Raw genomic sequence first — 21,721 nt, 5'->3', positions numbered from 1 at the left:
CACGCGACGGTTCGTCGGGCTAACTTCGACGGTCGTGCGTACCGACGGCCGGACCGGGCTCGTGCTGCTCGCGAGCTGCCTCGCCCAGTTCATGGTGGTCCTCGACGTCTCGGTCGTGAACGTCGCGCTGCCCGCGATGCGCACCGCGCTCGGGTTCGACGCCGAGGGGCTCGCCTGGGTCGTCAACGCCTACACGCTGGCGTTCGCGGGGTTCCTGCTGCTGGGCGGGCGGGCGGCGGACTACTTCGGGCGACGCCGCATGTTCCTCGTCGGGCTCGGGATCTTCGGCTTCGCCAGCCTCGTCGGCGGGCTCGCCAACGACCCGGCGCTGCTGCTCGCCGCCCGCGCGGCCCAGGGCCTGGGCGGGGCGGTGCTCTCCCCCGCGTCGCTGGTCATCCTGCAGACGACGTACGCCGAGGGCGCGGCGCGCGCGAAGGCGTTCGGCTGGTGGTCGGCGATGGGCGGCGTCGGCGGCGCCGCGGGCGGGCTGGCCGGCGGCGTGCTCGTGGGCCTGCTGAGCTGGCGCTGGATCTTCCTGGTCAACGTGCCCGTCGTCGCCCTGACCGCGCTGCTGACGCTCGCCGTGGTCCGGGAGACGCGTGCCGAGCAGCGGCCGGGGCTCGACGTCGCCGGCGCCGTCCTGGTCACCGGAGGTCTGGTCGCCCTGGTCTACGGGGTGGTGTCGCTGGAGTCCTCGCCGTGGACCTCGGCGCGCGTACTGGGGAGCGCGGCGGGCGCGGTCGTGCTGCTCACGGCGTTCGTGATGGTCCAGCGCCGCAGCCGTCAGCCGCTGGTGCCGCTCTGGGTGTTCCGCATCCGCGCGGTGAGCACCGCGAACGTCGTCATCCTGCTCATCACGTCCGCGATGTTCTCGATGTGGTTCTTCGTCTCGCTGCACATGCAGGGCGTCCTGGGCTTCGACGCGCTGACCGCGGGTCTGGCGTTCCTGCCGCAGTCCGCGTCGGTGGTGGTCGGCTCGCAGATCTCCTCGCGGCTGGTGTCCCGGCTCGGCCCCCGCGCGATGATCGTCGCGGGGGCGACGCTGACCGCCGTGGGCTTCGCGTGGTTCTCGCTGCTGACCCCGACCACGAGCTGGGCGGCCGGCATCCTCGGCCCGGGCATCGCGGTGTCGCTCGGCATGGGCATCGTCTTCCCCGCCGTGACGACGGCGGCGACGAGCGGCGTCGACGGCAGCCTCGCGGGCCTGGTCAGCGGGCTCGTCACCACCTCGCGCCAGATCGGTGGCGCCGTCGGCCTCTCGGTGCTCTCGACGCTGGCCGCCGCGCGCACGGCCACGCTGACCGCCGAGGGCGCGTCCGCGCCCGTCGCCTCGACGTCGGGCACGACGGCCGCGTTCACCGTCGCGGCCGTCGTCGTCGCGATCGCGGCGCTGGTCGCGCTCCTCGTCCCGGCCCCGCAGCGGGCGCGGACGCCGGAGCCGGCGCAGGTGTAGCTAGATCTCGTAACGCCCGTCGGGCACGACGAGCTCGACCGGGCCCGGGTACTCCTCCTTGGCCTCGGCGAGCAGGGCCTGCCCGTCGGCCCAGGACGGGACGTGGGTGAGCAGCAGGCGCTTGACGCCGGCCTGGCGCGCGGTGCGCCCAGCCTGCTTGCCCGACAGGTGCACCCCTCGCGGCCGCTCCGGACCGTCGCTCCACGTCGACTCGCACAGCAGCACGTCGGCATCGCGGGCGAGCTCGACGAGCTCGCGGCACGGCCCGGTGTCGCCGGAGTAGACGAGCGTCCGGCCCTCGTGCTCGAACCGGGTGCCGTAGGCCTCACAGGGGTGGTCGACGGGGGCGCTCGTGAGCGCGATCGGCCCGATGGCGGCCGGCCCGAGCGCGAACGGGCGGTGGACGAAGACGTCGGTGAGGTCGGTCGCGACACGCTCGTCCGACGACGGCGCGTAGGCGACGGCCAGGCGCACCTCGGACTCGGTCGGCCCGTGCAACGGCACGATCTTGCCGGGCCCGTCGGGGTGGTAACGCCGGTGGACGATCAGCCCGGAGATGTCCGCACAGTGGTCGGGATGCAGGTGGGACAGGACCACCGCGTCGATGTCGAACGGGTCGATGTGCCGCTGGAGCACCCCGAACGCACCGTTGCCGAGATCGAGGACGATGGACGTGTCGCCCGCGCGGACGAGGTAGCTCGAGGCCGCGGAGTGCGGGCCGGCGCCGCTGCCGGAGCACCCCAGGACGGTCAGTTCCACGAGCGCACCCTACGGGCCTGACCTCTCCGAACGCACAGGCCAGGGAGCACCACCCTGGTCACGGAACGAACACGGACACCCGACCGTCACGGCACCGCGGGCGTGGTCGGCCCCGGCCGTCGACGATCGGCGGCGACGGTGAACCGGGCCGCGATGACCCCGCCGACCGCCCCGCACAGGTGCGCCTGCCAGGAGATGCCGGGGTTGCTCGGCAGCACGCCGAACAGCAGGGAGCCGTAGATCAGGAACAGGACGACGGCGAGCACGATCTGCCCCACCGAGCGCGCGAAGAAGCCGCGGACCAGCAGGAACGCGAACCAGCCGAAGATGATGCCCGAGGCGCCGATCGTCGAGCCCGGGCTGCCGGTGAGCCAGGTGCCGACGCCGCTGACCACCCAGATCACCGCGGTGACGGCGAGGAACTGGCCGAGCCCGCCGGCGAGGACGAGGAACCCGAACACCAGCAGCGGCACGGTGTTGCTCGCGAGGTGCTCGAAGCCGCCGTGCAGGAACGGCGCCCACAGGATGCCGCCGAGGCCCTCGAAGGAGCGCGGGATGATGCCGTCGTCGTCGAGACCCTGCGGCGGGTCGATCGCGACGAACACCGTCCGGTCGAGGATCTCGAGCACCCACAGGAGCGCGACGATCGCGGTGATCGTCACCGCCGCGCGCAGCGGCTGGGCGGGCCAGATGCGAGGAGTCGGTCGCGCCGGACTGGTCACGCGCACGACAGTACGGGCGCACGTGACGGATCCGCGTGGGTTCCGACCCCGAGCTTCCTCAGGGGTGGCCCTGGACGTCGCGCCGGCGGGTCGCGACGACGCCGAGCCGGCGCGCCGGCGGCTTGGGGCGACACTACGCCCAGAGCTGGCCCTCGAGCGCCTCGGCGGCCTCCTCGAGGGTGCCGGAGTAGGCGCCGGTGGAGAGGTACTTCCACCCGCCGTCGCAGACCACCATGACGATGTCGGCGTCGTCGTCGCCCCCCGCGGCCTTCTCGGCCTGGGCGAGGGCGGCGTGGAGGATCCCGCCGGTCGAGATGCCCGCGAAGATCCCCTCCTGCTCGACGAGCTGGCGGGTGCGGCGCAGCGCGTCGAAGGCGCCGACCGAGTACCGCCCGGTGAGCACGTCGGGGTCGTAGAGCTCGGGCACGAAGCCCTCGGCGATGTTGCGCAGCCCGTAGACCAGCTCGCCGTAGCGGGGCTCGGCCGCGATGATCTGGCAGTCCGGCTTGTGCTCGCGCAGGTAGCGGCCGGTGCCGACGAGCGTCCCGGTGGTGCCGAGGCCCGCGACGAAGTGCGTGATCGTCGGCATGTCGCGGAGGACCTCGGGCCCGGTGCCCTCGTAGTGCGCCAGCGCGTTGGCCGGGTTGCCGTACTGGTAGAGCATCACCCAGTCCTCGTTCTGGGCGGCGATCTCCTTGGCCGTCGCGACGGCCTGGTTCGACCCGCCGGCAGCCGGCGAGAAGATGATCTTGGCGCCGTACATCTCGAGGAGCTGGCGACGCTCGGCCGAGGTGTTCTCGGGCATGACGCAGACCAGCTCGTAGCCCTTGAGCTTGGCCGCCATCGCCAGCGAGATGCCGGTGTTGCCTGAGGTCGGCTCCAGGAGCGTGCACCCCGGGGTGAGCCGACCGTCCGCCTCGGCCTGTTCGATCATCCGCAGCGCCGGCCGGTCCTTGATCGAACCCGTCGGGTTGCGGTCCTCCAGCTTGGCCCAGAGCCGCACGTGCGGCGCCGGGGAGAAGGACGGCAGCCCCACCAGGGGCGTCTCCCCCAGGGCGTGGATCAGGGACTCGTACCGGGCCATCGTCGTCTCCTCAGAGCGCTCCTAGCGCGAGCCGCCCGCCACCGCGGGAAGGATCGTCACGGTGCCGCCGTCGGGGACCTGCGCGTCGAGGCCCCCGGTGAAGCGCACGTCCTCGTCGTTGACGTAGACGTTGACGAACCGGTGCAGCGCGCCGTCGGTCACAAGCCGGTCCCTGATGCCGGGGTGGTTGGCCTCGAGGTCGGTGATGACCTCCTGCAGGGTCGTGCCCTCGGCCTTGACCTGCTTCTCGCCCCCGGTATGGGTGCGCAGGATGGTCGGGATCGAGACGGTGGCGGACACGGGTTCCCTCCGGATCGGGGTGGGCTGGTGGTGAGACAGCGTGGTGGGGACAGCGTCGCACGGCCTCGCGACATTCCGCGGTCCGATGGGTACCGCCGGATACCCGCGGAGGGCCTGCGGCAACGCCGGCAGCGACGTCAGGGCCGCGCGGGGTCCGCCTGGTCGGGGACGTCGGAGGCGCCGGTGTGGCTGAACATGTAGTTCTCCACCACCTGCACCTCCTCCTCGGCGACCTCGCCGTCGACGATCCGGTACGAGCGCAGCTCGTGCTCCTCGGGATCGCGGGTGCCGACGAGCACGTAGTGGGCGAACGGCTCCTGCGCCAGCGAGATGTCGGTGCGCGACGGGTACGGCTCCGTGGCGGTGTGCGAGTGGTAGACGACGACGGGGATCTCGTCGTTCGCGTCCATCGCCTTGTAGACCTTCAGCTGCTCCATCGAGTCGAAGCGGTAGAAGGTCGGCGACCGCTCGGCGTTCTCCATCGGCACGAAGCGCTCGGGCCGGTCGGAGCCGTCGTCGGGGCCCGCGAGGATGCCGCAGGCCTCGTCCGGGTGGTCCCGGCGGGCGTGCGCGACCATCTGCTCGACGAGGTCGGCCCGGATCACCAGCACGCCGCCAGTCTACGGAAGACCGCCGAACCGCGTCGGACCTCAGCCCGTCAGCGTCATCACCAACGAGTCCTGCAACCAGGTCAACCAGTGGTACACGGGCAGGTGGTCGGCGCGGGGATCGTCGGCGGGCAGCTGCTCGGGCATGTCCTCGGTCACCTCGAGCGCGACGCCCAGGGCGAGGCGCACGTCGTTGATCGCCGCCAGCCACTCCTCGGCCTGCGACGGCGCCAGCTCCACACGCCCGCCACCGGCCGGGCAGGTGGCGAGCACCGTCGCGATGGCCGCCCGCTTGGCCTCGATCAGCTCGGGCTCGCGCATCGAGCGCAGCGCCGACGAGAGGTCGTCGGCGTCCTTCTCGTCCGACGAGGCGAAGTCGGGCAGCAGGCGCGCGAGCACCGGGTCCTCGGGCGGTGTGGACGGGCCGGTGCGGATGCCGGTGAGGGCGGCGAGCTCGTCGTCGGGCGCCTCGGCGCCTCGGCCGGTGAGCATCTGCTCGATCTGGCCCATGAGGCCCCGCAGCACCGACGCCTCGGGCCGCTCGAGCACCGCGACGTAGCGCACGCGGTCACCACGGCCCTGCCGTCTCCAGGCCTTCACCCGCGCTAGCTCGCCCGCTGCATGGTCGCCCAGAGACCCGCCGCGTGGAGGCGGGACACGTCGCCCTCGACCTTCTCGCGGCTGCCCGACGACACGGTGGCGCGGCCCTTGTGGTGCACGTCGAGCATCAGCGCGGTGGCCTTGGCCTTGTCGTAGCCGAAGAGCTTCTGGAGCACGTAGGTGACGTACGACATGAGGTTGACGGGATCGTTCCAGACGATGGTCTGCCACGGCGTGTCGGCGAGGGTGGCCTCGTCGGCGGCCTCCTCGGTGCGCTCGTCGATCTCCGGCTCGGCCGGAGCGGACAGACGGACGTCGAGCGGCACGACGCGCGGCGGAGCTGCCGCACCGGGGGCCGGAGACATGCGTCCATCGTGACACCCCGGACGCCCGGGCCGCACGGGGACCGGCCGCTCCCGCCTACCCTGACCCCGTGACGTTCCCGGGGCCGAGCACCGCGCTCCTCACCGACCAGTACGAGCTCACGATGCTCGACGCCGCCCTCGCCGACGGCACCGCGCAGCGGCGGTGCACGTTCGAGGTGTTCGCGCGGAGCCTGCCCCACGGCCGCCGCTACGGCGTCGTGGCCGGGGTCCCGCGGCTGCTGGACGGGCTGGCGCGGTTCACGTTCGACGACGCCGAGCTCGCGGTCCTCCACAGCGCCGGCTCCGTCAACGACCGGACCGCGGAGTTCCTGTCAGGACACCGCTTCGGTGGCGACATCACCGGCTACCCGGAGGGCGAGCTGTACTTCCCGGGCTCGCCGGTGCTCTCGGTGACCGGGACCTTCGCCGAGTGCGTGCTGCTCGAGACCCTCGTGCTCTCGGTGCTCAACCACGACTGCGCCGTGGCCTCGGCCGCCGCGCGCATGACGACGGCGGCCAACAACCGCCCGCTGATCGAGATGGGGTCGCGCCGCACGCACGAGGAGGCGGCGGTCGCGTCGGCGCGGGCGGCCTACCTCGCCGGCTTCGCCGCCACCTCGAACCTCGAGGCCCACCGCCGCTGGGGGGTGCCGACGACGGGCACGAGCGCGCACGCGTTCACGCTGCTGCACGACACGGAGGCCGACGCGTTCCGCGCGCAGGTCGAGGCACTGGGCGTCGGCACCACGCTGCTCGTCGACACCTACGACATCACCCAGGGGATCGCGACCGCGATCGAGGTCGCGGGCACCGGGCTCGGCGCGGTCCGCATCGACTCCGGGGACATCGGTGTGCTCGCCCAGAGCGCGCGCGACCAGCTCGACCAGCTCGGGGCGACCCGCACCCGCGTCGTCATCTCCGGCGACCTCGACGAGCACTCGATCGCCGCCCTGCGCGCCGAGCCCGTCGACGCCTACGGCGTGGGCACCTCGGTGGTCACCGGCTCGGGGGCGCCCGCCGCCGGGATGGTCTACAAGCTCGTCGAGGTCGAGGGCCGGCCCGTCGCCAAGCGCAGCTCGTCGAAGGAGTCGCGAGGCGGGGCGAAGTCGGCGCTGCGCCGCCACAAGCCGACCGGCACGGCCGTCGAGGAGGTCGTGCACCGCCTCGACGCCGACGTCGAGCGCGGCGAGCACGACCGCGTCGTCCCCGTCCCGCTGCTGGTCAAGGGCGAGCCGACCGGCGACCAGCCGACCCTCGACGAGTCCCGCGAGCGCCTGCGGCGCGGCCTGGTCGCCGTCCCGTGGGAGGGGCTGAAGCTCTCCCGCGGCGAACCGGCGATCCCGACGACCTTCGTTCCCTGAGTGCAAGCCCTGCGTCCACGCTGGCACTCAACGCCAGTGAATCCGCTTCGATCACGAACGCGCCGGGCGCTCAGGACGCCGGGAACAGCGGCGTTCCCGGCTCCGCGGCCGCGACCAGCGACCACGGCAGGTGGCAGCGGGGCGCCGACTCGCCCAGCACGCGCTCGGCACCCCGGTAGGCCTCCAGGACGCGGCCCGGGATGCCGGTGGCGTCGACGGGCCCGACGGCGCCGCGAGCGGCAGGGATAGCGGGGCCGGCGAAGCGGGCGTGCCGGTCACCACCGGCGCGGCAGCCGCCACCGCGGACGGTCGGGGTAGCGGCTCCGGGTCGGGCGCGGTCACCAGCACCGCGAGGAGCGCCAGCACCGGTACCGCCAGCACGCTGGACACCAGCATCGCCGCCCGGCGGCGCTCGCTGACCGGCGGGTCGGTGAGGTCGAGCTCCTCCGGCGGGCGGTCGAGGTCGGGCGGCAGGGGCCGCCGGTCGGTCGAGATCGTCACCACGGGGCCTCAGCCGGCGACGACGTCGCCGGGCGGCGTCCCGAACGTCGCGTCCATCGGCCTACCCCCGTCGCCGTCCGACCCGTGCCACGCCCTTGAAGCATGTTGTGACGTTCAGTAGCCAGATGTGACGGTAGGGAGACCAGTGAGTGGGGGCCACCGGCGTCACCGGTCCGGGCGCGCAGCTCCACCCGACCGTGCAAGCCCTGCGTCCACGCTGGCGTTCAACGCCAGGAAAGCCGCGTCGATCACCGAGCACGCGCGCCTACGCTCGGGGTCATGACGACCGCGCTGATCGTGGTGGACGTGCAGCTGGACTTCTGCGAGGGCGGCTCGATGGGCGTCGACGGCGGGGCCGCGACCGCCGCCGCGATCAGCCGGTTCCTCGCGACCGAGGGCCGCGGGTTCGCGCACGTCGTCGCCAGCCGCGACTACCACGAGGACCCGGGCGACCACTTCTCGTCGACACCCGACTTCGTCGACACCTGGCCGGCGCACTGCCGCGTCGGGCACCCGGGCGCAGCGTTCCACCCCGACCTCGACGTCCACCGCCTCGAGGAGGTCTTCTCGAAGGGCCAGTTCGTGGCGGCCTACTCGGCGTTCGAGGGACACGCCACCGACGGACAGCCGCTGGCGCCGTGGTTGCGCGCCCGGGGTGTCGACGCCGTCGAGGTCGTCGGCATCGCCACCGACCACTGCGTGCGGGCGACGGCGCTCGACGCGGTGCGCGCGGGCTTCACGACCACCGTGCGCCTCGACCTCACCGCCGGCGTCCTGCCGCGCACCACCGCCCGCGCGCAGGAGGAGATGGCCGGCGCCGGGGTCGCGCTCACCGGGACGCCGCGCTGACCCCCGACGACCGGCTGTTGTGGGAGCCGGGTCCGTGAATCCGGTGCGTCCCGAGGGAACCGATCGGCCCGGCTCGTAGTCTGAACCGTCGTGGGGCAGACGAGCACGGCGACGGGCCCGCCCCCGGTGGCCGAGCTGCTCGCCGCAGCGGTGTCGGCCCTGGGCGGCAGCGAGCGCGAGGGCCAGCAGCAGATGGCGGGCGCGGTGGAACGGTCGCTGCGCACGGGCGAGCACCTGGCGGTGCAGGCCGGGACGGGCACGGGGAAGTCCCTGGCCTACCTCGTGCCGGCGATCCGGCACGCGCTCGAGTCCGAGCAGGCGGTTGTCGTGTCGACGGCGACGATCGCCCTGCAGACCCAGCTCGTCGACCGCGACCTCCCCCGCCTGACCAAGGCCCTCCAGCCGGTGCTCGGGCGCGAGCCGACGTTCGCGATCCTCAAGGGCCGGGCCAACTACCTCTGCAAGCACAAGATCGAGAGCGGGGCCCAGGCGGCCGCGGACGACCCCGGCGACGAGCAGCTGTTCGACCCGTTCCAGGTCTCCGCGCTGGGGCGCCAGGTCACCCGGCTGCACGAGTGGGCCGAGCAGACGACCACCGGCGACCGCGACGAGCTGGTCCCCGGCGTCCCCGACCGCGCGTGGCGCCAGGTCTCGGTGTCCGCCCGCGAGTGCCTCGGCGCCTCGCGCTGCCCCGTCGCGGAGGACTGCTTCTCCGAGCACGCGCGCCGCGCCGCCGGCAGCGCCGACGTCGTCGTCACCAACCACGCGATGCTCGCGATCGACGCCATCGAGGGGCGCGCGGTGCTGCCGGACCACGACGTGGTCGTCGTCGACGAGGCGCACAACCTCGTCGACCGCGTGACCTCCGTGGCCACCGGCGAGCTCACCGCCGCCGCCGTGAGCGCTGCCGCCCGCCGGTGCGGGAAGCTCGTCGACCAGGCGTTGTCCGACGCGCTGCTCGACGCGGGCGAGGGTCTCGACACCGTGCTCGCCGAGGTCGTCCCGGGACGTTGGGAGCGGCTGCCCGAGGGCGTCGGGCGGATGCTGACGGGGATCCGCGACGCGTCCTGGTCGTGCCGCCAGGCGCTCGGTCCCGACCGGGAGAAGGGCGGCCGGGACGACGACGCCACCGCGCGGAAGTTCGCGCTGGCGCTGGTGGAGGAGGTGCACGACGTCGCCGGGCGCCTGCTCACCGCGTTCGACCGCGAGGACCCCGCGACGCGCCCCGACGTCGTGTGGTGTTCCGAGACCGAGCGCAACTCCACACGGACGCGCGCGCTGCACGTCGCACCGCTCTCGGTGGCGGGGCTGCTCGCGAGCCGGCTGTTCGGGCGCTCGACGGTGGTGCTGACGTCGGCGACGCTCGCGCTCGGGGGCTCGTTCGACGCCCTGGCGCGGCAGTGGGGTCTGCCGGCCGGGGGTCCGGCGAAGATCCAGGAACCGATCCCCGACGACGGATCGGGGCACGATCCAGCACAGCACGCCGATAGGGACCCCGCGACCAACCTCGTCTGGCACGGCCTCGACGTCGGCTCGCCGTTCGCGCACGGCAAGGCCGGCATCCTCTACGTGGCGCGGCACCTGCCGCCGCCGGGGCGCGACGGGCTGTCGCCCGCGTGCCTCGACGAGATCGAGGCCCTCGTGCGCGCCGCGGGCGGCCGGGCGCTGGGGCTGTTCTCGTCGATGCGCGCCGCGAAGCAGGCCGCCGAGGACCTGCGCACCCGCTGGGACGGCACCGTGCTCTGCCAGGGCGACGACGCGACGGGCACGCTCGTGACGAAGTTCGCCGCCGACGTGGAGAGCGTGCTGTTCGGGACGCTGTCGCTGTGGCAGGGCGTCGACGTGCCCGGTGAGTCGCTGCAGCTCGTCATGATCGACCGCATCCCGTTCCCCCGACCCGACGACCCGCTCGTCTCGGCACGCCAGCGGGCCGTGGACGCGCGGGGCGGCAACGGCTTCCTCACCGTCTCGGCCACCCATGCCGCGCTGCTGCTCGCCCAGGGCGCGGGCCGCCTGCTGCGCGGGACCGGCGACCGGGGCGTGGTCGCGCTGCTCGATTCGCGCGTGGCGACCAAGCAGTACGGGGGCTTCCTGCGCGGCTCGCTGCCGCCGTTCTGGAGCACGCAGGACCCGGCGGTCGTGCGCGGGGCGCTGGAGCGGCTGCGCGGCGCCTGAGCCCGGCGAGTGATCGAAGCGGCTTTCCTGGCGTTCAGTGCCAGCGTGGACGCAGGGCTTGCACTCAGAGTGCGGCGAGGAGGGCGTCGGCGAGGCGTTCCGGGGCACCCGGGGCGCGGCGGAGGAACAGCTCGGGCTCGATGAGCTCGAGCTCCATCACCACCGGCTCGCCCTCGAGGCGCACCAGGTCGACGCGGGCGGCGACGAGGGCGTCCGGGGTCACCGGCGCGCACGCCAGGGCCGCCTCGGCGACCTCGACCTCGCGGCTGGTCGGGGTGTGGTCCTCGAGCACGCCGCCGTGCTTCTCGTGGACGAGGAAGCCGCCGGCGGCCGGGAGCTTGCGCACCGCGTGCAACCACGTCGCCCCGATCCGGATCAGCGACACCTCGCCGTCGCGCCCGATGCTCTCGACGGCGGGCTGGACGAGGACGTCGCCGCCCGCGAGCAGCTCGGCGACCCTGTCGTGCAGGTCCGCGGCGGTCCCCAGGTGCGTGCCGCGACCTCCCGCGGAGACCGCGGGCTTGACGACGAGGGCCCCGGCCCCGAGGTCGTCGGGCACCGCGGAGCCGGCGTCGAGCAGGGTCGTCGGCACCACCGGCACCCCGGCGTCGGCGAGCTCGGCGAGGTAGCGCTTGTGGCTGTTCCAGGTGAGCACGGCGAGCGGGTTGACCAGCCGGGCCGCCGCGTCGACGCCACCCGCCCAGGCCAGGAAGTCGTCGCGGCGCTCGGTGTAGTCCCAGGTGGTGCGCACGGCGACGAGGTCGGCGCCCGCCCAGTCGACGGCGTCGTCGTCCCACGGCGCGTCGGTGGCCTCGACACCCCGGGCGGCGAGCGCGTCGACCAGCGGGCGGGTCTCGATCTCGGAGCGCTCGCTGCGCACCCGGGAGCCCGCGACGAGGATCCGGGTCACCGGACCGCCACGCACGTCACCGTGCCCGGCGCGACCTCGGTGAACCCGGCGTCGCGCACCGGCGCCACGCCGTACTCGTCCCACGCCGTGCGGCCGTCGGGGTCGGCGGCGAGCGCCTCGGTCCAGCGCGCCCAGTCCTCCCGCGAGGCCGGGCGCACCGCCGCGTCGAGTGCCCGGGCGGGGTCGGAGCCCTCGGCCGCGAGCACCGTCGCGAGGATCATGCTCGCGTGGCCCACCTGGGCGGCGGCCTTGCCGACGGTCTGCTCGACCTCCGGGCTCAGCCAGATCACGGGCCCGGCAGAAGGGGAGCACGCCGATAGGGGTGGGCCGGGCTCGTCGCCCGGGAGGTCGGTGCCGCCGATCTGGAGCCTGCGGACCTCGTGGGGCACGTCGTCGACCGGCCCGGGGACCAGCGCGCGCACCAGCTCACCCACCGTCACGCCGTCGATCTCCTGGACCGCCCGCCAGTGCGCCGTGCGGGCGCGCCGGGAGAGCTTGCGGATGCGCCCGGCGCCGGCCCACGCGGTGACGGCGTCGAACCACGGCCCGTCGGGCCCGGCGCGCTCGTCGAGGCACAGCGCGAGCGCGGCGGCGGCCGCCGACTCGAGCACCGCCGTCCGGGTCGGCGCGTCGCGCTCGAGGCGCAGGATCAGGGTCATCGCGCGGACGACACCGTCCTCGGGCTCGTCCTGGTCGGGAGCGACGGTGTCGACGAGCCAGGGGCACACCCGCGCCGCCAGCGGGGCGAGCGCCGGGGTCAGCGCCACCGACGTCACAGAGGCACCCGGCGCAGCAGCCCCTCGGCGGCGTCGGCGAACTCGATCTCGTCACGGGTGACGCCCAGGATGAACAGGACGGCGTCCAGGTACGGGTAGGACAGCGCGGTGTCGGCGGCCGCGGCCACCACCGGCTTGGCGTTGAACGCCACACCGAGGCCGGCCGCCGCCAGCATGTCGAGGTCGTTGGCGCCGTCGCCGACCGCCACGGTCTGCTCGATCGGCACACCGGCCTCCTGCGCGAAGCGCTCCAGCGCCGTCGCCTTGCCCGCGCGGTCGATCACCTCGCCGATCACCCGGCCGGTGATCCGGCCGTCCTCCACCTCGAGCTCGTTCGCCGCGGCGAAGTCGAGCCCGAGGTCCTCGACGAGACGGTCGATGATCGTGGTGAAGCCGCCGGACACCACGCCGCAGCGGTACCCGAGGCGCTTGAGGGTGCGCACCGTCGTCCGCGCACCGGGCGTGAGCTCCAGCTCGGCGGCGACGTCGTCGAGCGCGCTCGCCGGTAGGCCCGCCAGCGTCTGCACGCGCTTGTGCAGGGACTCCGCGAAGTCGATCTCACCGCGCATCGCCGCCTCGGTGATCGCGCGGACCTCGTCCTCGCACCCGGCCCGGGCGGCGAGCATCTCGATGACCTCGCCCTGGATCAGGGTCGAGTCGACGTCGAACACGATGAGGCGCTTCGCCCGCTGGGCGAGCCCGACCCGCTGCACCGCGACGTCGCACTTGGCCCGGCGGGCCGCCGCGGCGAGGGCCTGGCGCAGCGCCGTGTCGCTGGGCGGGTCGTCGGCCGGCAGCGACACCCGCAGCTCGAGCCCGGTGACCGGGTAGTCGGCGATGCGCCGCACACGGTCGATGTTCACGCGCAGGGCCGCGAGGCCGCGAGCGACCTCCGCGAAGTTCGCCGCGGTGATCGGGCGCCCGAGCACCAGCACGACGTGGGACGAGAACGGGTGGACCGCCGACGCGTCGCCGCCGATCTCGACCGTCACCGAGAGCCCCAGCGACGGCATCGTCAGATCGAGCGCCGACTGCAGCCGCGCCGGATCCCCGGGCAGCGTGACCAGCGCGCTCAGCGTGATGCGCCGGTGGATCGTCGCCTGCTGGACGTCGAGCATCGCGGCCTCGTGCTCGGCCAGCACGGCGAACAGGGCGGCGTTGACCCCCGGGAAGTCCGGCCCGGTGACGGTCACGAGGACCGGCACCGGGTCGGGCCCGGCCTCGCCCTGCGCGGAGAGCACGACCGAGGGCTCCGGGAAGTCGTCGCCGGGCTGGTCGTCGGGGAGCGCCCGGGTCACTTGTTCCGGGGGTCGCTGCCGGGGATGTGCTCCTGGCCGGTCTGCCCGGCCGCCGCCTCACCGATGCTCTCGCGACCACCGATGTGCGCCTCGAGCCGGATGCGTTCGGTGAGGTGCGGATAGTGCAGCTCGAACGCGGGCCGCTCGGAGCGGATGCGGGGCAGCTCGGTGAAGTTGTGCCGCGGCGGCGGGCAGGACGTCGCCCACTCCAGGGAGTTGCCGTGACCCCAGGGGTCGTCGACCTCCACCGGGCGCCCGTAGCGGTAGCTGTGGAACGCGTTCCACAGGAACGGCAGCGTCGAGGCCCCGAGGATGAACGCCCCGATCGTGGAGATCGTGTTGAGCACGGTGAACCCGTCGGTGGCCGCGTAGTCGGCGTACCGGCGCGGCATGCCCTCGTTGCCCAGCCAGTGCTGCACCAGGAACGTCATGTGGAAGCCGATGAACGTCAGCCAGAAGTGCACCTTGCCGATGCGCTCGTCCATCATCCGGCCGGTCATCTTCGGGAACCAGAAGTAGATGCCGGCGTAGGTGGCGAACACGATCGTGCCGAAGAGCACGTAGTGGAAGTGCGCCACGACGAAGTACGAGTCCGAGACGTGGAAGTCCAGCGGCGGGCTGGCCAGCAGGACGCCGGTGAGGCCGCCGAAGAGGAACGTCACGAGGAAGCCGATCGAGAACAGCATCGGCGTCTCGAAGGTCAGCTGCCCCTTCCACATGGTGCCGATCCAGTTGAAGAACTTGATGCCGGTGGGCACGGCGATGAGGAACGTGGTGAACGAGAAGAACGGCAGCAGCACGGCGCCGGTGGCGTACATGTGGTGCGCCCAGACGGCGACCGACAGCGCCCCGATCGCCAGCGTCGCGTAGATCAGCGTCTTGTAACCGAAGATCGGTTTGCGGCTGAACACCGGGAAGATCTCGGTGACGATGCCGAAGAAGGGCAGGGCGACGATGTAGACCTCGGGGTGACCGAAGAACCAGAACAGGTGCTGCCAGAGGATCACGCCGCCGGACTCGGGCGCGAAGAGCTGCGCACCCAGGTGGCGGTCGGCGGCCAGGCCGAGCAGCGCCGCGGTGAGGATCGGGAACGCCAGCAGCACGAGGATGACCGTCACCAGGATGTTCCAGGTGAAGATCGGCATCCGGAACATCGTCATACCCGGAGCGCGCATGCAGACGATCGTCGTCACGAAGTTGACGCCACCGAGGATGGTGCCGAGACCGGAGACGACCAGGCCGACGATCCAGACGTCGGCGCCGAGACCCGGCGAGTGCACGACGTCGGACAGCGGGGTGTAGGCGAACCAGCCGAACGCGGCGGCGCCGTCGGGGGTGAAGAACCCGGAGACGACGATGATGCCGCCGAAGAGGAACAGCCAGTACGAGAAGGCGTTGAGGCGCGGGAACGCGACGTCCGGGGCGCCGATCTGCAGCGGCACGATGTAGTTGGCGAAGCCGAAGAGGATCGGCGTCGCGTACAGCAGCAGCATGATCGTGCCGTGCATGGTGAACAGCTGGTTGTACTGGTCCACCGACAGGAACTGCAGGCCCGGCTGGGCCAGCTCGGCGCGCATCAGCAGCGCCATGAGCCCGCCGACCAGGAAGAACCCGAACGACGTGACCAGGTACAGGATCGCGATGTCCTTGGGGTCCGTCGTCTTGAGCATCCGCCCGACGAACGACCCGCGCTTCGACTCCCGCGCCGGGTACGGCGTGGTCGCGATCGGCTTGGGTGCGACGGCGGTCACGAGGGCCTCCTGCTCACGATGGGTCTCCTCCACCCCGGCGGCCGTCCGGCCGCTCGTGCGGACGTCAAGGATCGTAACCGCCGTACGGCCCCGTGGCTCGCCGGGTGAGCCCTTCAACGACGATCGGTCGTAGACCAGCCACGACGTGGCCCGGGGTCAGGGCCGTGCGCGGTCCGGGGCCGTGCCCCGGTCGGTCTCGGGCCGCTCGCCGGTGCGGATCACCGGCAGTCTCTCGACGACGCCCGACGCGCCGGCCAGCGCGTCGTCGAGGGCGGTCAGGACCCCGTCCGCGCGTCCGCCGAGGGCCTCCCCCACCTGCTGGAGCCGGTCGCGGGCGCGGTCGAGGACCGTCAGCGGCAGCGCGGAGAGGACCTGGCCCGGCGGGCGCCGCGACACGACGGGGTGCGGGCGCGTGGGCGAGGTCAGGCGCAGGAGGCCCCACTGCAGCCCGAGCGCTCGCAGCTGCCACGGGGCGAGCTCCTGCTGCAGGCGCGGGAGCAGGTCGTCCTCCTCGCTCCGCACGTCCTCGTCGAGGGCGGCGAACGTCCGCTCCATCAGCTCGGCGTGCTCGGGGTCGGACGGGCTCGAGCGCTCCAGCCTGCTGACGAGCTCGTCCACCTCCTGGTGCTCCTGCTCGATGTGCAGGCTCAGCGGGTCCCCCTCGGGCAGGACCCGGCGCGCGGCCGGGAAGAGCACCGCCTCCTCGGCGAAGGCGTGGGTGAACACGAGCCGGGCGAGGGCGCGCAGGGCCACCTCGTGCTCGACCCCGCCGGTGGCGAGCGTCAGGCGGGCACGGTCCATCAGCCGGTCCAGCCGCTGGTGGTCGCGGCGCTGCAGGGTCAGGATGCTCAGCGGCGCGCCCGTGCGGGCGGTGTCCTGGTGGGCGATCGAGGTCGTCACGCGTCCTCCTCGGGCAACGGCGCGCAGCGAGGAGGCATCCCGGGGTCGCTGCGGCGATCGGTGCACGGACGGCTCGGGCTCGACACGTTCCGGCGCGGAGCCCTGGCGATACCCGATCGCACGCGGCCGCGAACGGCCGCCGGGCACGACGCACGAGAAAGGGCCGTCGCCCTGCGGCGACGGCCCTCGGTCCTGCGCTGATGTGTGCCGGTGATCGGCGTGGGTGGAGCTGAGGGGACTCGAACCCCTGACCCTCACACTGCCAGTGTGATGCGCTACCAGCTGCGCCACAGCCCCAACGCGAAGGAACGGTACACGCCGGTGACGTCGCCCGACGCCGGGGGGTGGCGGCGTCAGAAGTCGGTGCGGCCGTGCTCCTGCTCGAGGACGGCCTCGAGGTCCTTGAGCCGGTCCATGGTCGCCACCGACCGGGCGGTGCGCTGGTTGGCCCGCAGCAGGTCCTGGTGGCGGTGCACGAACTGCCAGTAGCCGGCGGTGAAAGGGCAGGCCTTCTCCCCCACCCGCACCTTGGGGTCGAAGACGCAGTCGCCGCAGTGGTCGCTCATCTTGTTGATGTAGGCGCCGCCCGAGGAGTACGGCTTCGTGGCGAGCTTCCCGCCGTCGGCGTGCTGGCTCATGCCGACGACGTTGGGCGGCATCACCCACGCGAAGCCGTCGACGAACGACGTCGTGAACCACTCGGACAGGGCGCCCGGCCGGTACTCGCGCTGGAGGGCGTGGTTGCCCAGCACCATGAGCCGCGGGATGTGGTGCACCCAGCCGCGGTCGCGCACGCCCTTGAGGGTCTCCGAGAGGCACGCCGCGTTGACGGCGTCGCCGTCGAGCTCGGTCCACCACGTCGGCAGCGCCGTGCGGTGGTCCATCTCGTTGCGCGTCGAGTAGCCCTTGCCGAAGTGCCAGTACAGGTGCCAGATGTATTCGCGCCACCCGAGGATCTGGCGCACGAACCCCTCGACGGAGTTCAGGCGCGCCTCGCCGTCGCGGTACGCCTGCTCGGCGGCGTGCACGGCCTCGAGGGGGTGCAGCACGCCGAGGTTCTGGGGCACCGAGAGCAGCGAGTGCGCCATCCACGGGTCGCCGGAGAGGATCGCGTCCTCGTAGGGCCCGAACGGATCGAGCCGGTGCTCGACGAAGTGGCGCAGGGCCGTGCGGGCCTCGTCGGGCGTCACCGCGAACAGCCGCGGCCCGTCGGCCCCGACGGTCGGCAGGTCCATCCCGTCGAGGTCGTCGCGGACCTGAGCGTCGATCTCGTCCTCGGTCGGCCACCAGGGGTCCGTCACCCCCAGGGTCCGCGCGCCCTTCGGCGGCGACTCCCGGTTGTCGTGGTCGAGGTTCCACTTCCCCCCGACCGGCGACTCGCCCTCCATGAGCACGTCGAAACGCCGCCGCTGGTTGCGGTAGAAGTTCTCCATCGTGAACGACGAGTCGTCACCGGCCCACGACTCGAACTCCGCGCGGGGCCGCGCGAACGTCGTGGCCGGGAGCACCGCCTCGACCAGCCCCTCCGCGCGCAGGCTCTCGACGAACTCGACGGCGGTGTGCGACGTCGGCTGGTGGACGACCACCGGTCGGCCGACCTTCTCCAGCGCCTCGCGGTAGGTCGTCGTGCGGTGGTGGGTGGACCGGTCGCCGAGCTCGTCGTCGAGGTGGCGCATGCCCGAGAGCAGCAGGTGCAGCTTCTGGCGGTGGTAGCGCCGGCGGCGCAGGACCGCCGACGACTCGACGAGGACGACCTCGCGCTCGGCGTGCTGGGGCAGCCCGTGCACCGCGGGGCCGAGCTGGTCGCCGAACACCCACAGCGGCGCCGTGGGGTCGACACCCTCGAGGGCGGCGTCGATCCCGGGGGCGTGGGTGTCGGTCACACCATCTGGGACGCCGTCCGTCACGTCCCCGGCGCGGCGGGTCATGCGCGGCGGGTGCCCGCGTCCTCCCCCGACGAACCGCCGGCCGGATCGCCCGCCGGATCGCCCGCCGCACCGCTCCCCGACGGCACCCGGGCCCACACGACGAGGGCGACGAGGGCGATCGACGCGCTGAGCACGAAGGCCCCGCCGAACGACGCGTTCTCCGCCAGCGCGCCGGCCGCGACCGGCCCGACGATCGACCCGACGTCGGCGGCCATCTGGAATCCCGAGAGCGCGGGGCCCCCGGAGCGCCGCGACCCGACGATGTCGGCCACGGCGGCGCCCTGCGCGGGCTGGAGCAGGCCGGCCCCGGCGCCCGCGACGGCCGAGGCCGCGAGCAGCACGACGAGCCCCGCGGTGCCCGGCAGCGTGGCCAGGGCGAGCGAGGCGGTGCCCACGGCCACGAGCGCGAGCCCGGCGATCACCACGGGGCGCCGGCCCCGGCGGTCGGACAGGCCGCTGGTGGCGAGCAGGACCAGCCCGTCGCCCACCGCGAACACCGTGAGCGCGATCCCCGCCCACAGTGGCTCGCGGCCCAGGGCGACGGCCACGAAGAGCGGGAGCAGGCCGACGCGCACGCCCTGCACGGCCCAGCCGGTGGCGAGGCTCGAGACGAGCGCTGCGCGGTAGGTCGGCCTACGCAGCGCCGCGCTGATCGTCAGCGGGGTCGCGTCGGGATCCGGGGGCCGCGCGCCGACGTGCGTGGAGCGGGCCAGCAGCGTGCCGACGACGAGCGTCGCGAGCACCAGGGCCAGCGCGTAGACGATGAAGGGCGCGCGCAGGTCGACGGTGACCAGCACGCCCCCGAACGCCGGGCCGGTGACCCCGCCGAGCAGGAACGCGCCGGTGAACAGCCCGCTCGCCTGCCCGCGGCGTCCGTCGGGGGCGAGCCGGAACATCAGCGAGAACGCCGAGACCGTGAACATCGTCGACCCGATGCCGCCGAGCCCGCGGAAGATCAGCAGCTGGGTGTAGCTGGTGGCCAGCGCGCAGGCGCCGGTCGACGCGGCGACGACGAGCAGGCCCGTGAGGTACATGGTGCGCTCACCGGTGCGGGCCACCAGACGCCCCGACACCGGCGCGAACACCAGGCGCATCACCGGCAGGGCGCTGACCACCGCCGACGCCGCGGTGACCCCGACCCCGAAGCTCTGCGCGAACACCGGCAGGGCCGGCGCGACGATGCCGTACCCCGCCGCGACCAGGAAGCTGCCCGCCAGCAGGGCCCAGACCTCCCAGGGCAACGATGGTTTCGCTGCGGACGAGGCGGCGTCGTCGGGGGTCGGGTCCTCGGGGGTGCGGTTCCGCTGCGGTGCGGCACCCATGGGGCTGGGGAGCTCCCTCGCTGCTCGGGGACACGGGACCACGGGGTGGCCCTGTGGCCAAGTGTGCCCTCGAACCAGTGTGCCCTCGACCAGTGTCCTGCGCTCAGGGGCGGGCGCCGGGGATCAGGGCGCGGCGAGGGTGACGGGGGTGCCCGCGGTGCGGGGCGCGACCGACGTCGTGGTGGTGCTGGTCGGGCCCGTGGTCGGGCCGGTCGTGGGACCCGTGGTGGAGGTGGTCGTCGGCGGCACCGTCGGGGGCACCGTGGGCGGCACGGACGGGGGCACCACCGGCGGGACGACGGGCGGGGCCGGCAGCGTCGTGACGTCGCTGGAGATGGGGTCGGGGCCGGGCGACGAGGTCTCGCGCACGGTGGTGTCCTCGCCGTCGTCGTCCTGCGAGGTGGACGCCTCCGACGACCCCGAGCCGTCGGGGCCCGACGAGCCCGGCGGGGCGACCGCGACCGGCGGTGCCACGGGCCGTGTCGGCGTCGTCAGGTCGGACACCCCGGCCTCGCGCGGCGTCCCCGGGTCCTCGGCGACCCAGAGGAAGAGCCCGGACGCCGCGGCGACCGTCAGCGCGGCGCCACCGAGGGCCGCGAGCTGGACGCCGCGCCCGGCCAGGCGTGCGCGCCGGCCGGACCGCGCGGGGACGCGCTCCGGGTCCCGCGGCGCGGGCACCTGCGGGGAGGCGGGCGCCTCGGTCACGACGGCGGCCACGGCCGGCGAGGCGGCCACGAGCGGGACGATGCCGGTCTCGTCGTCGTCGACGTGGCGCAGCGCCTCGGCGACGCGGGCGAGGGTCTCGGCGGCGGTGCGGGCGGCGATCTTCCCCGCGGCCATGTCGCCGAGCGCGTGCTCGAGGGCCGGCGCCGCGGGCGCGGCCGGGTCGAGGACGGCGCCGAGCGTGCGGCCGAGGGCGGCGACGTCGTCGGCCGGGTGGGGCGGCGTCTCGCCGACCCCGGGGTCGAGGGGCGGCGCGGGACGCAGCGCCGCGGTGAAGCCGGTGAGCCAGGCGTGCGGGGCGCCGACGATGCCGCCGAGCACCACGCTGGCGAGCCCGATCCGGCCGTGCACCACCCCGCGCGCGTGGGCGTGGGCGAGCCCGGAGGCGAGCTGGGCGCCCACCTCGGCGACGGTGATCGGGGCCCAGCGCGAGCGGTCGGAGGCCGGGTCGAGGGGACGGCCGTCGACGCTCTGGAGCACCAGGGTGCTCTCGGTGCCCTCGGCGAGGCCGTCGACGTCGAACACCTCGACGAGGTGGCCGTGGTGCAGGCCCGCGAGGCGGCGGACCTGCTCGGTGCGCACGACGAGGTCCTCGCCGCGCACCGGGGGCAGCGTCACCATCGCGACCTCGCGGCCCAGGACCGCGTCGAGTCCCCGCGTGGCGGCGTCGACCGCGCCCGGACCGGCGTCCGGGGCGGGGGTGGGCGCCTCTTCCGGCTCCGTCGCCCTCACCCCCTTCGTCGGTGCACGTCCGTCCGAACAAGCTCCTCCGGACGAGTGAGCTTGTGTGGCCCACGGTAGCGCCCGAGGTGACGCTGAGTCGACCGGTCCATCGGACAGAGCCGACCGGCCGAAGGGACGAGGAGGGCCCGCCCGAACGACCCCCGAACGACCCCCGAACGACCTCGGGCCCGGAGAGCGGGTGCTCTCCGGGCCCGAGGTGTGAGGGGGGTGGAGGTGCCGGGAATCGAACCCGGGTCCTCCGATCAGCAATCAGGACTTCTCCGTGCGCAGTCCGCGACGTCTCTACTCGGATCCACCGGTCTTGCGAACGAGCCGGTGTGACGATCCCAGTCGCTGTCTGGTGTCCCGCCGAGCTCCGCGACCGAGCCCGACGGTGAGACCCCTAGCTGATGCCGGCGACCGGGCCGGGGACGAACCCGGGCCGACAGACTTCCCTACTCGCTGTCAGGCAGCGAGCTGGAAGTCGCGCTGAGAACTCTCGGCGCTTAATTCATTGCAACGCATGGTTAACGAGATCATCGTTGCCTTCCTCGGCACGCTTCTCCTGATGAACCACTCGGAGTCGAAACCAGTCACCCCCTCGGGCCCGCAC

General features: G+C 73.7%; 19 protein-coding genes, 1 tRNA gene and 1 other RNA gene. 4 read left to right on the top strand and 17 right to left on the bottom strand.

Going from position 1 to position 21,721, the window contains the following annotated elements; all coding sequences use genetic code 11:
- Positions 1 to 34: 34 nt before the first annotated feature.
- Positions 35 to 1,453 carry an MFS transporter gene (locus tag OG774_RS27760; protein WP_328305548.1) on the top strand — a complete coding sequence of 473 codons (1,419 nt, stop codon included), beginning with the start codon at positions 35 to 37 and terminating at the stop codon, positions 1,451 to 1,453.
- On the opposite strand, the gene OG774_RS27755 is transcribed toward OG774_RS27760, so the two are convergent.
- The 7 genes from OG774_RS27755 to clpS form a co-directional block, all read right to left on the bottom strand.
- The gene (locus OG774_RS27755; protein WP_328305547.1) at positions 1,454 to 2,212 is read right to left on the bottom strand and encodes an MBL fold metallo-hydrolase; all 759 of its coding nucleotides are present in this window, start codon (positions 2,210 to 2,212) and stop codon (positions 1,454 to 1,456) included.
- Positions 2,213 to 2,298: 86 nt separating this feature from the next.
- Positions 2,299 to 2,934, bottom strand: a complete 636-nt coding sequence (locus OG774_RS27750) for a rhomboid family intramembrane serine protease (RefSeq protein WP_328305546.1) — start codon at positions 2,932 to 2,934, stop codon at positions 2,299 to 2,301.
- 133 nt (positions 2,935 to 3,067) lie between these two features.
- Entirely contained in the window at positions 3,068 to 4,018 is a 951-nt protein-coding gene (locus tag OG774_RS27745; RefSeq protein ID WP_328305545.1) for a PLP-dependent cysteine synthase family protein, read from the bottom strand.
- A gap of 21 nt (positions 4,019 to 4,039) precedes the next feature.
- A complete protein-coding gene (locus OG774_RS27740) occupies positions 4,040 to 4,318 on the bottom strand; it encodes a MoaD/ThiS family protein (RefSeq protein ID WP_328305544.1) in 279 nt (92 codons plus the stop codon).
- Positions 4,319 to 4,455: 137 nt separating this feature from the next.
- Positions 4,456 to 4,929, bottom strand: a complete 474-nt coding sequence (locus OG774_RS27735) for a M67 family metallopeptidase (RefSeq protein WP_328305543.1) — start codon at positions 4,927 to 4,929, stop codon at positions 4,456 to 4,458.
- Between the two features lie 39 nt (positions 4,930 to 4,968).
- Positions 4,969 to 5,526: a DUF2017 domain-containing protein gene (locus tag OG774_RS27730; RefSeq protein WP_328305542.1), complete on the bottom strand. Its 558-nt coding sequence runs from the start codon at positions 5,524 to 5,526 to the stop codon at positions 4,969 to 4,971.
- A 5-nt stretch (positions 5,527 to 5,531) separates the two neighbouring features.
- Positions 5,532 to 5,891 (bottom strand): ATP-dependent Clp protease adapter ClpS, encoded by a 360-nt coding sequence (gene clpS, locus OG774_RS27725; RefSeq protein ID WP_328305541.1) that lies wholly within the window; start codon positions 5,889 to 5,891, stop codon positions 5,532 to 5,534.
- A 122-nt stretch (positions 5,892 to 6,013) separates the two neighbouring features.
- On the opposite strand from clpS, the gene OG774_RS27720 reads away from it, so the two are divergent.
- From OG774_RS27720 to OG774_RS27710, 3 genes are all read left to right on the top strand, one after another.
- A complete protein-coding gene (locus OG774_RS27720; RefSeq protein ID WP_442874018.1) occupies positions 6,014 to 7,252 on the top strand; it encodes a nicotinate phosphoribosyltransferase in 1,239 nt (412 codons plus the stop codon).
- Positions 7,253 to 8,032: 780 nt separating this feature from the next.
- On the top strand, positions 8,033 to 8,602 hold the full coding sequence (locus OG774_RS27715) for an isochorismatase family protein (protein ID WP_328305539.1): 570 nt from the start codon (positions 8,033 to 8,035) through the stop codon (positions 8,600 to 8,602).
- Between the two features lie 90 nt (positions 8,603 to 8,692).
- Complete coding sequence (locus tag OG774_RS27710) at positions 8,693 to 10,777, top strand: ATP-dependent DNA helicase (protein ID WP_328305538.1); 2,085 nt, start codon at positions 8,693 to 8,695, stop codon at positions 10,775 to 10,777.
- 64 nt (positions 10,778 to 10,841) lie between these two features.
- On the opposite strand, the gene OG774_RS27705 is transcribed toward OG774_RS27710, so the two are convergent.
- The 10 genes from OG774_RS27705 to ssrA form a co-directional block, all read right to left on the bottom strand.
- A complete protein-coding gene (locus OG774_RS27705) occupies positions 10,842 to 11,687 on the bottom strand; it encodes an ATP-grasp domain-containing protein (protein ID WP_328305537.1) in 846 nt (281 codons plus the stop codon).
- Positions 11,684 to 12,463 (bottom strand): peptidyl-tRNA hydrolase, encoded by a 780-nt coding sequence (locus OG774_RS27700; RefSeq protein WP_328305536.1) that lies wholly within the window; start codon positions 12,461 to 12,463, stop codon positions 11,684 to 11,686. Before OG774_RS27700 ends, OG774_RS27705 begins: the two co-directional genes overlap by 4 nt.
- Positions 12,460 to 13,704, bottom strand: a complete 1,245-nt coding sequence (serB, locus tag OG774_RS27695) for a phosphoserine phosphatase SerB (RefSeq protein ID WP_442874017.1) — start codon at positions 13,702 to 13,704, stop codon at positions 12,460 to 12,462. The genes OG774_RS27700 and serB overlap by 4 nt, the downstream gene beginning before the upstream one ends.
- A 53-nt stretch (positions 13,705 to 13,757) precedes the next feature.
- A complete protein-coding gene (gene ctaD / locus OG774_RS27690) occupies positions 13,758 to 15,512 on the bottom strand; it encodes an aa3-type cytochrome oxidase subunit I (protein ID WP_328305535.1) in 1,755 nt (584 codons plus the stop codon).
- A 156-nt stretch (positions 15,513 to 15,668) separates the two neighbouring features.
- Complete coding sequence (locus tag OG774_RS27685) at positions 15,669 to 16,412, bottom strand: hemerythrin domain-containing protein (RefSeq protein WP_328305534.1); 744 nt, start codon at positions 16,410 to 16,412, stop codon at positions 15,669 to 15,671.
- Positions 16,413 to 16,636: 224 nt separating this feature from the next.
- Positions 16,637 to 16,709, bottom strand: a tRNA-Ala gene (locus tag OG774_RS27680).
- Positions 16,710 to 16,765: 56 nt separating this feature from the next.
- Complete coding sequence (locus OG774_RS27675; protein ID WP_328305533.1) at positions 16,766 to 18,295, bottom strand: cryptochrome/photolyase family protein; 1,530 nt, start codon at positions 18,293 to 18,295, stop codon at positions 16,766 to 16,768.
- A gap of 41 nt (positions 18,296 to 18,336) precedes the next feature.
- Positions 18,337 to 19,662 carry an MFS transporter gene (locus OG774_RS27670; RefSeq protein ID WP_328305532.1) on the bottom strand — a complete coding sequence of 442 codons (1,326 nt, stop codon included), beginning with the start codon at positions 19,660 to 19,662 and terminating at the stop codon, positions 18,337 to 18,339.
- 123 nt (positions 19,663 to 19,785) lie between these two features.
- Positions 19,786 to 21,117 carry a hypothetical protein gene (locus tag OG774_RS27665; protein WP_328305531.1) on the bottom strand — a complete coding sequence of 444 codons (1,332 nt, stop codon included), beginning with the start codon at positions 21,115 to 21,117 and terminating at the stop codon, positions 19,786 to 19,788.
- Between the two features lie 217 nt (positions 21,118 to 21,334).
- Positions 21,335 to 21,709: a transfer-messenger RNA gene (ssrA, locus tag OG774_RS27660) on the bottom strand.
- Positions 21,710 to 21,721 lie beyond the last annotated feature (12 nt).

Origin of the sequence: Actinomycetospora sp. NBC_00405 (assembly GCF_036044095.1) — a bacterium.
Taxonomy (GTDB): Bacteria; Actinomycetota; Actinomycetes; order Mycobacteriales; family Pseudonocardiaceae; genus Actinomycetospora; species Actinomycetospora callitridis.
The sequence above is the reverse complement of the archived record's forward strand: the minus strand, read 5'-3'. Positions and strand labels throughout refer to the sequence as shown.

Coding starts and splice junctions, on each gene's coding strand:
- OG774_RS27745 (WP_328305545.1), bottom strand. CDS start 4,018: ATGGCCCGGTACGAGTCCCTGATCCACGCCCTGGGGGAGACGCCCCTG.
- OG774_RS27720 (WP_442874018.1), top strand. CDS start 6,014: ATGCTCGACGCCGCCCTCGCCGACGGCACCGCGCAGCGGCGGTGCACG.
- OG774_RS27670 (WP_328305532.1), bottom strand. CDS start 19,662: ATGGGTGCCGCACCGCAGCGGAACCGCACCCCCGAGGACCCGACCCCC.
- OG774_RS27715 (WP_328305539.1), top strand. CDS start 8,033: ATGACGACCGCGCTGATCGTGGTGGACGTGCAGCTGGACTTCTGCGAG.
- clpS (WP_328305541.1), bottom strand. CDS start 5,891: ATGTCTCCGGCCCCCGGTGCGGCAGCTCCGCCGCGCGTCGTGCCGCTC.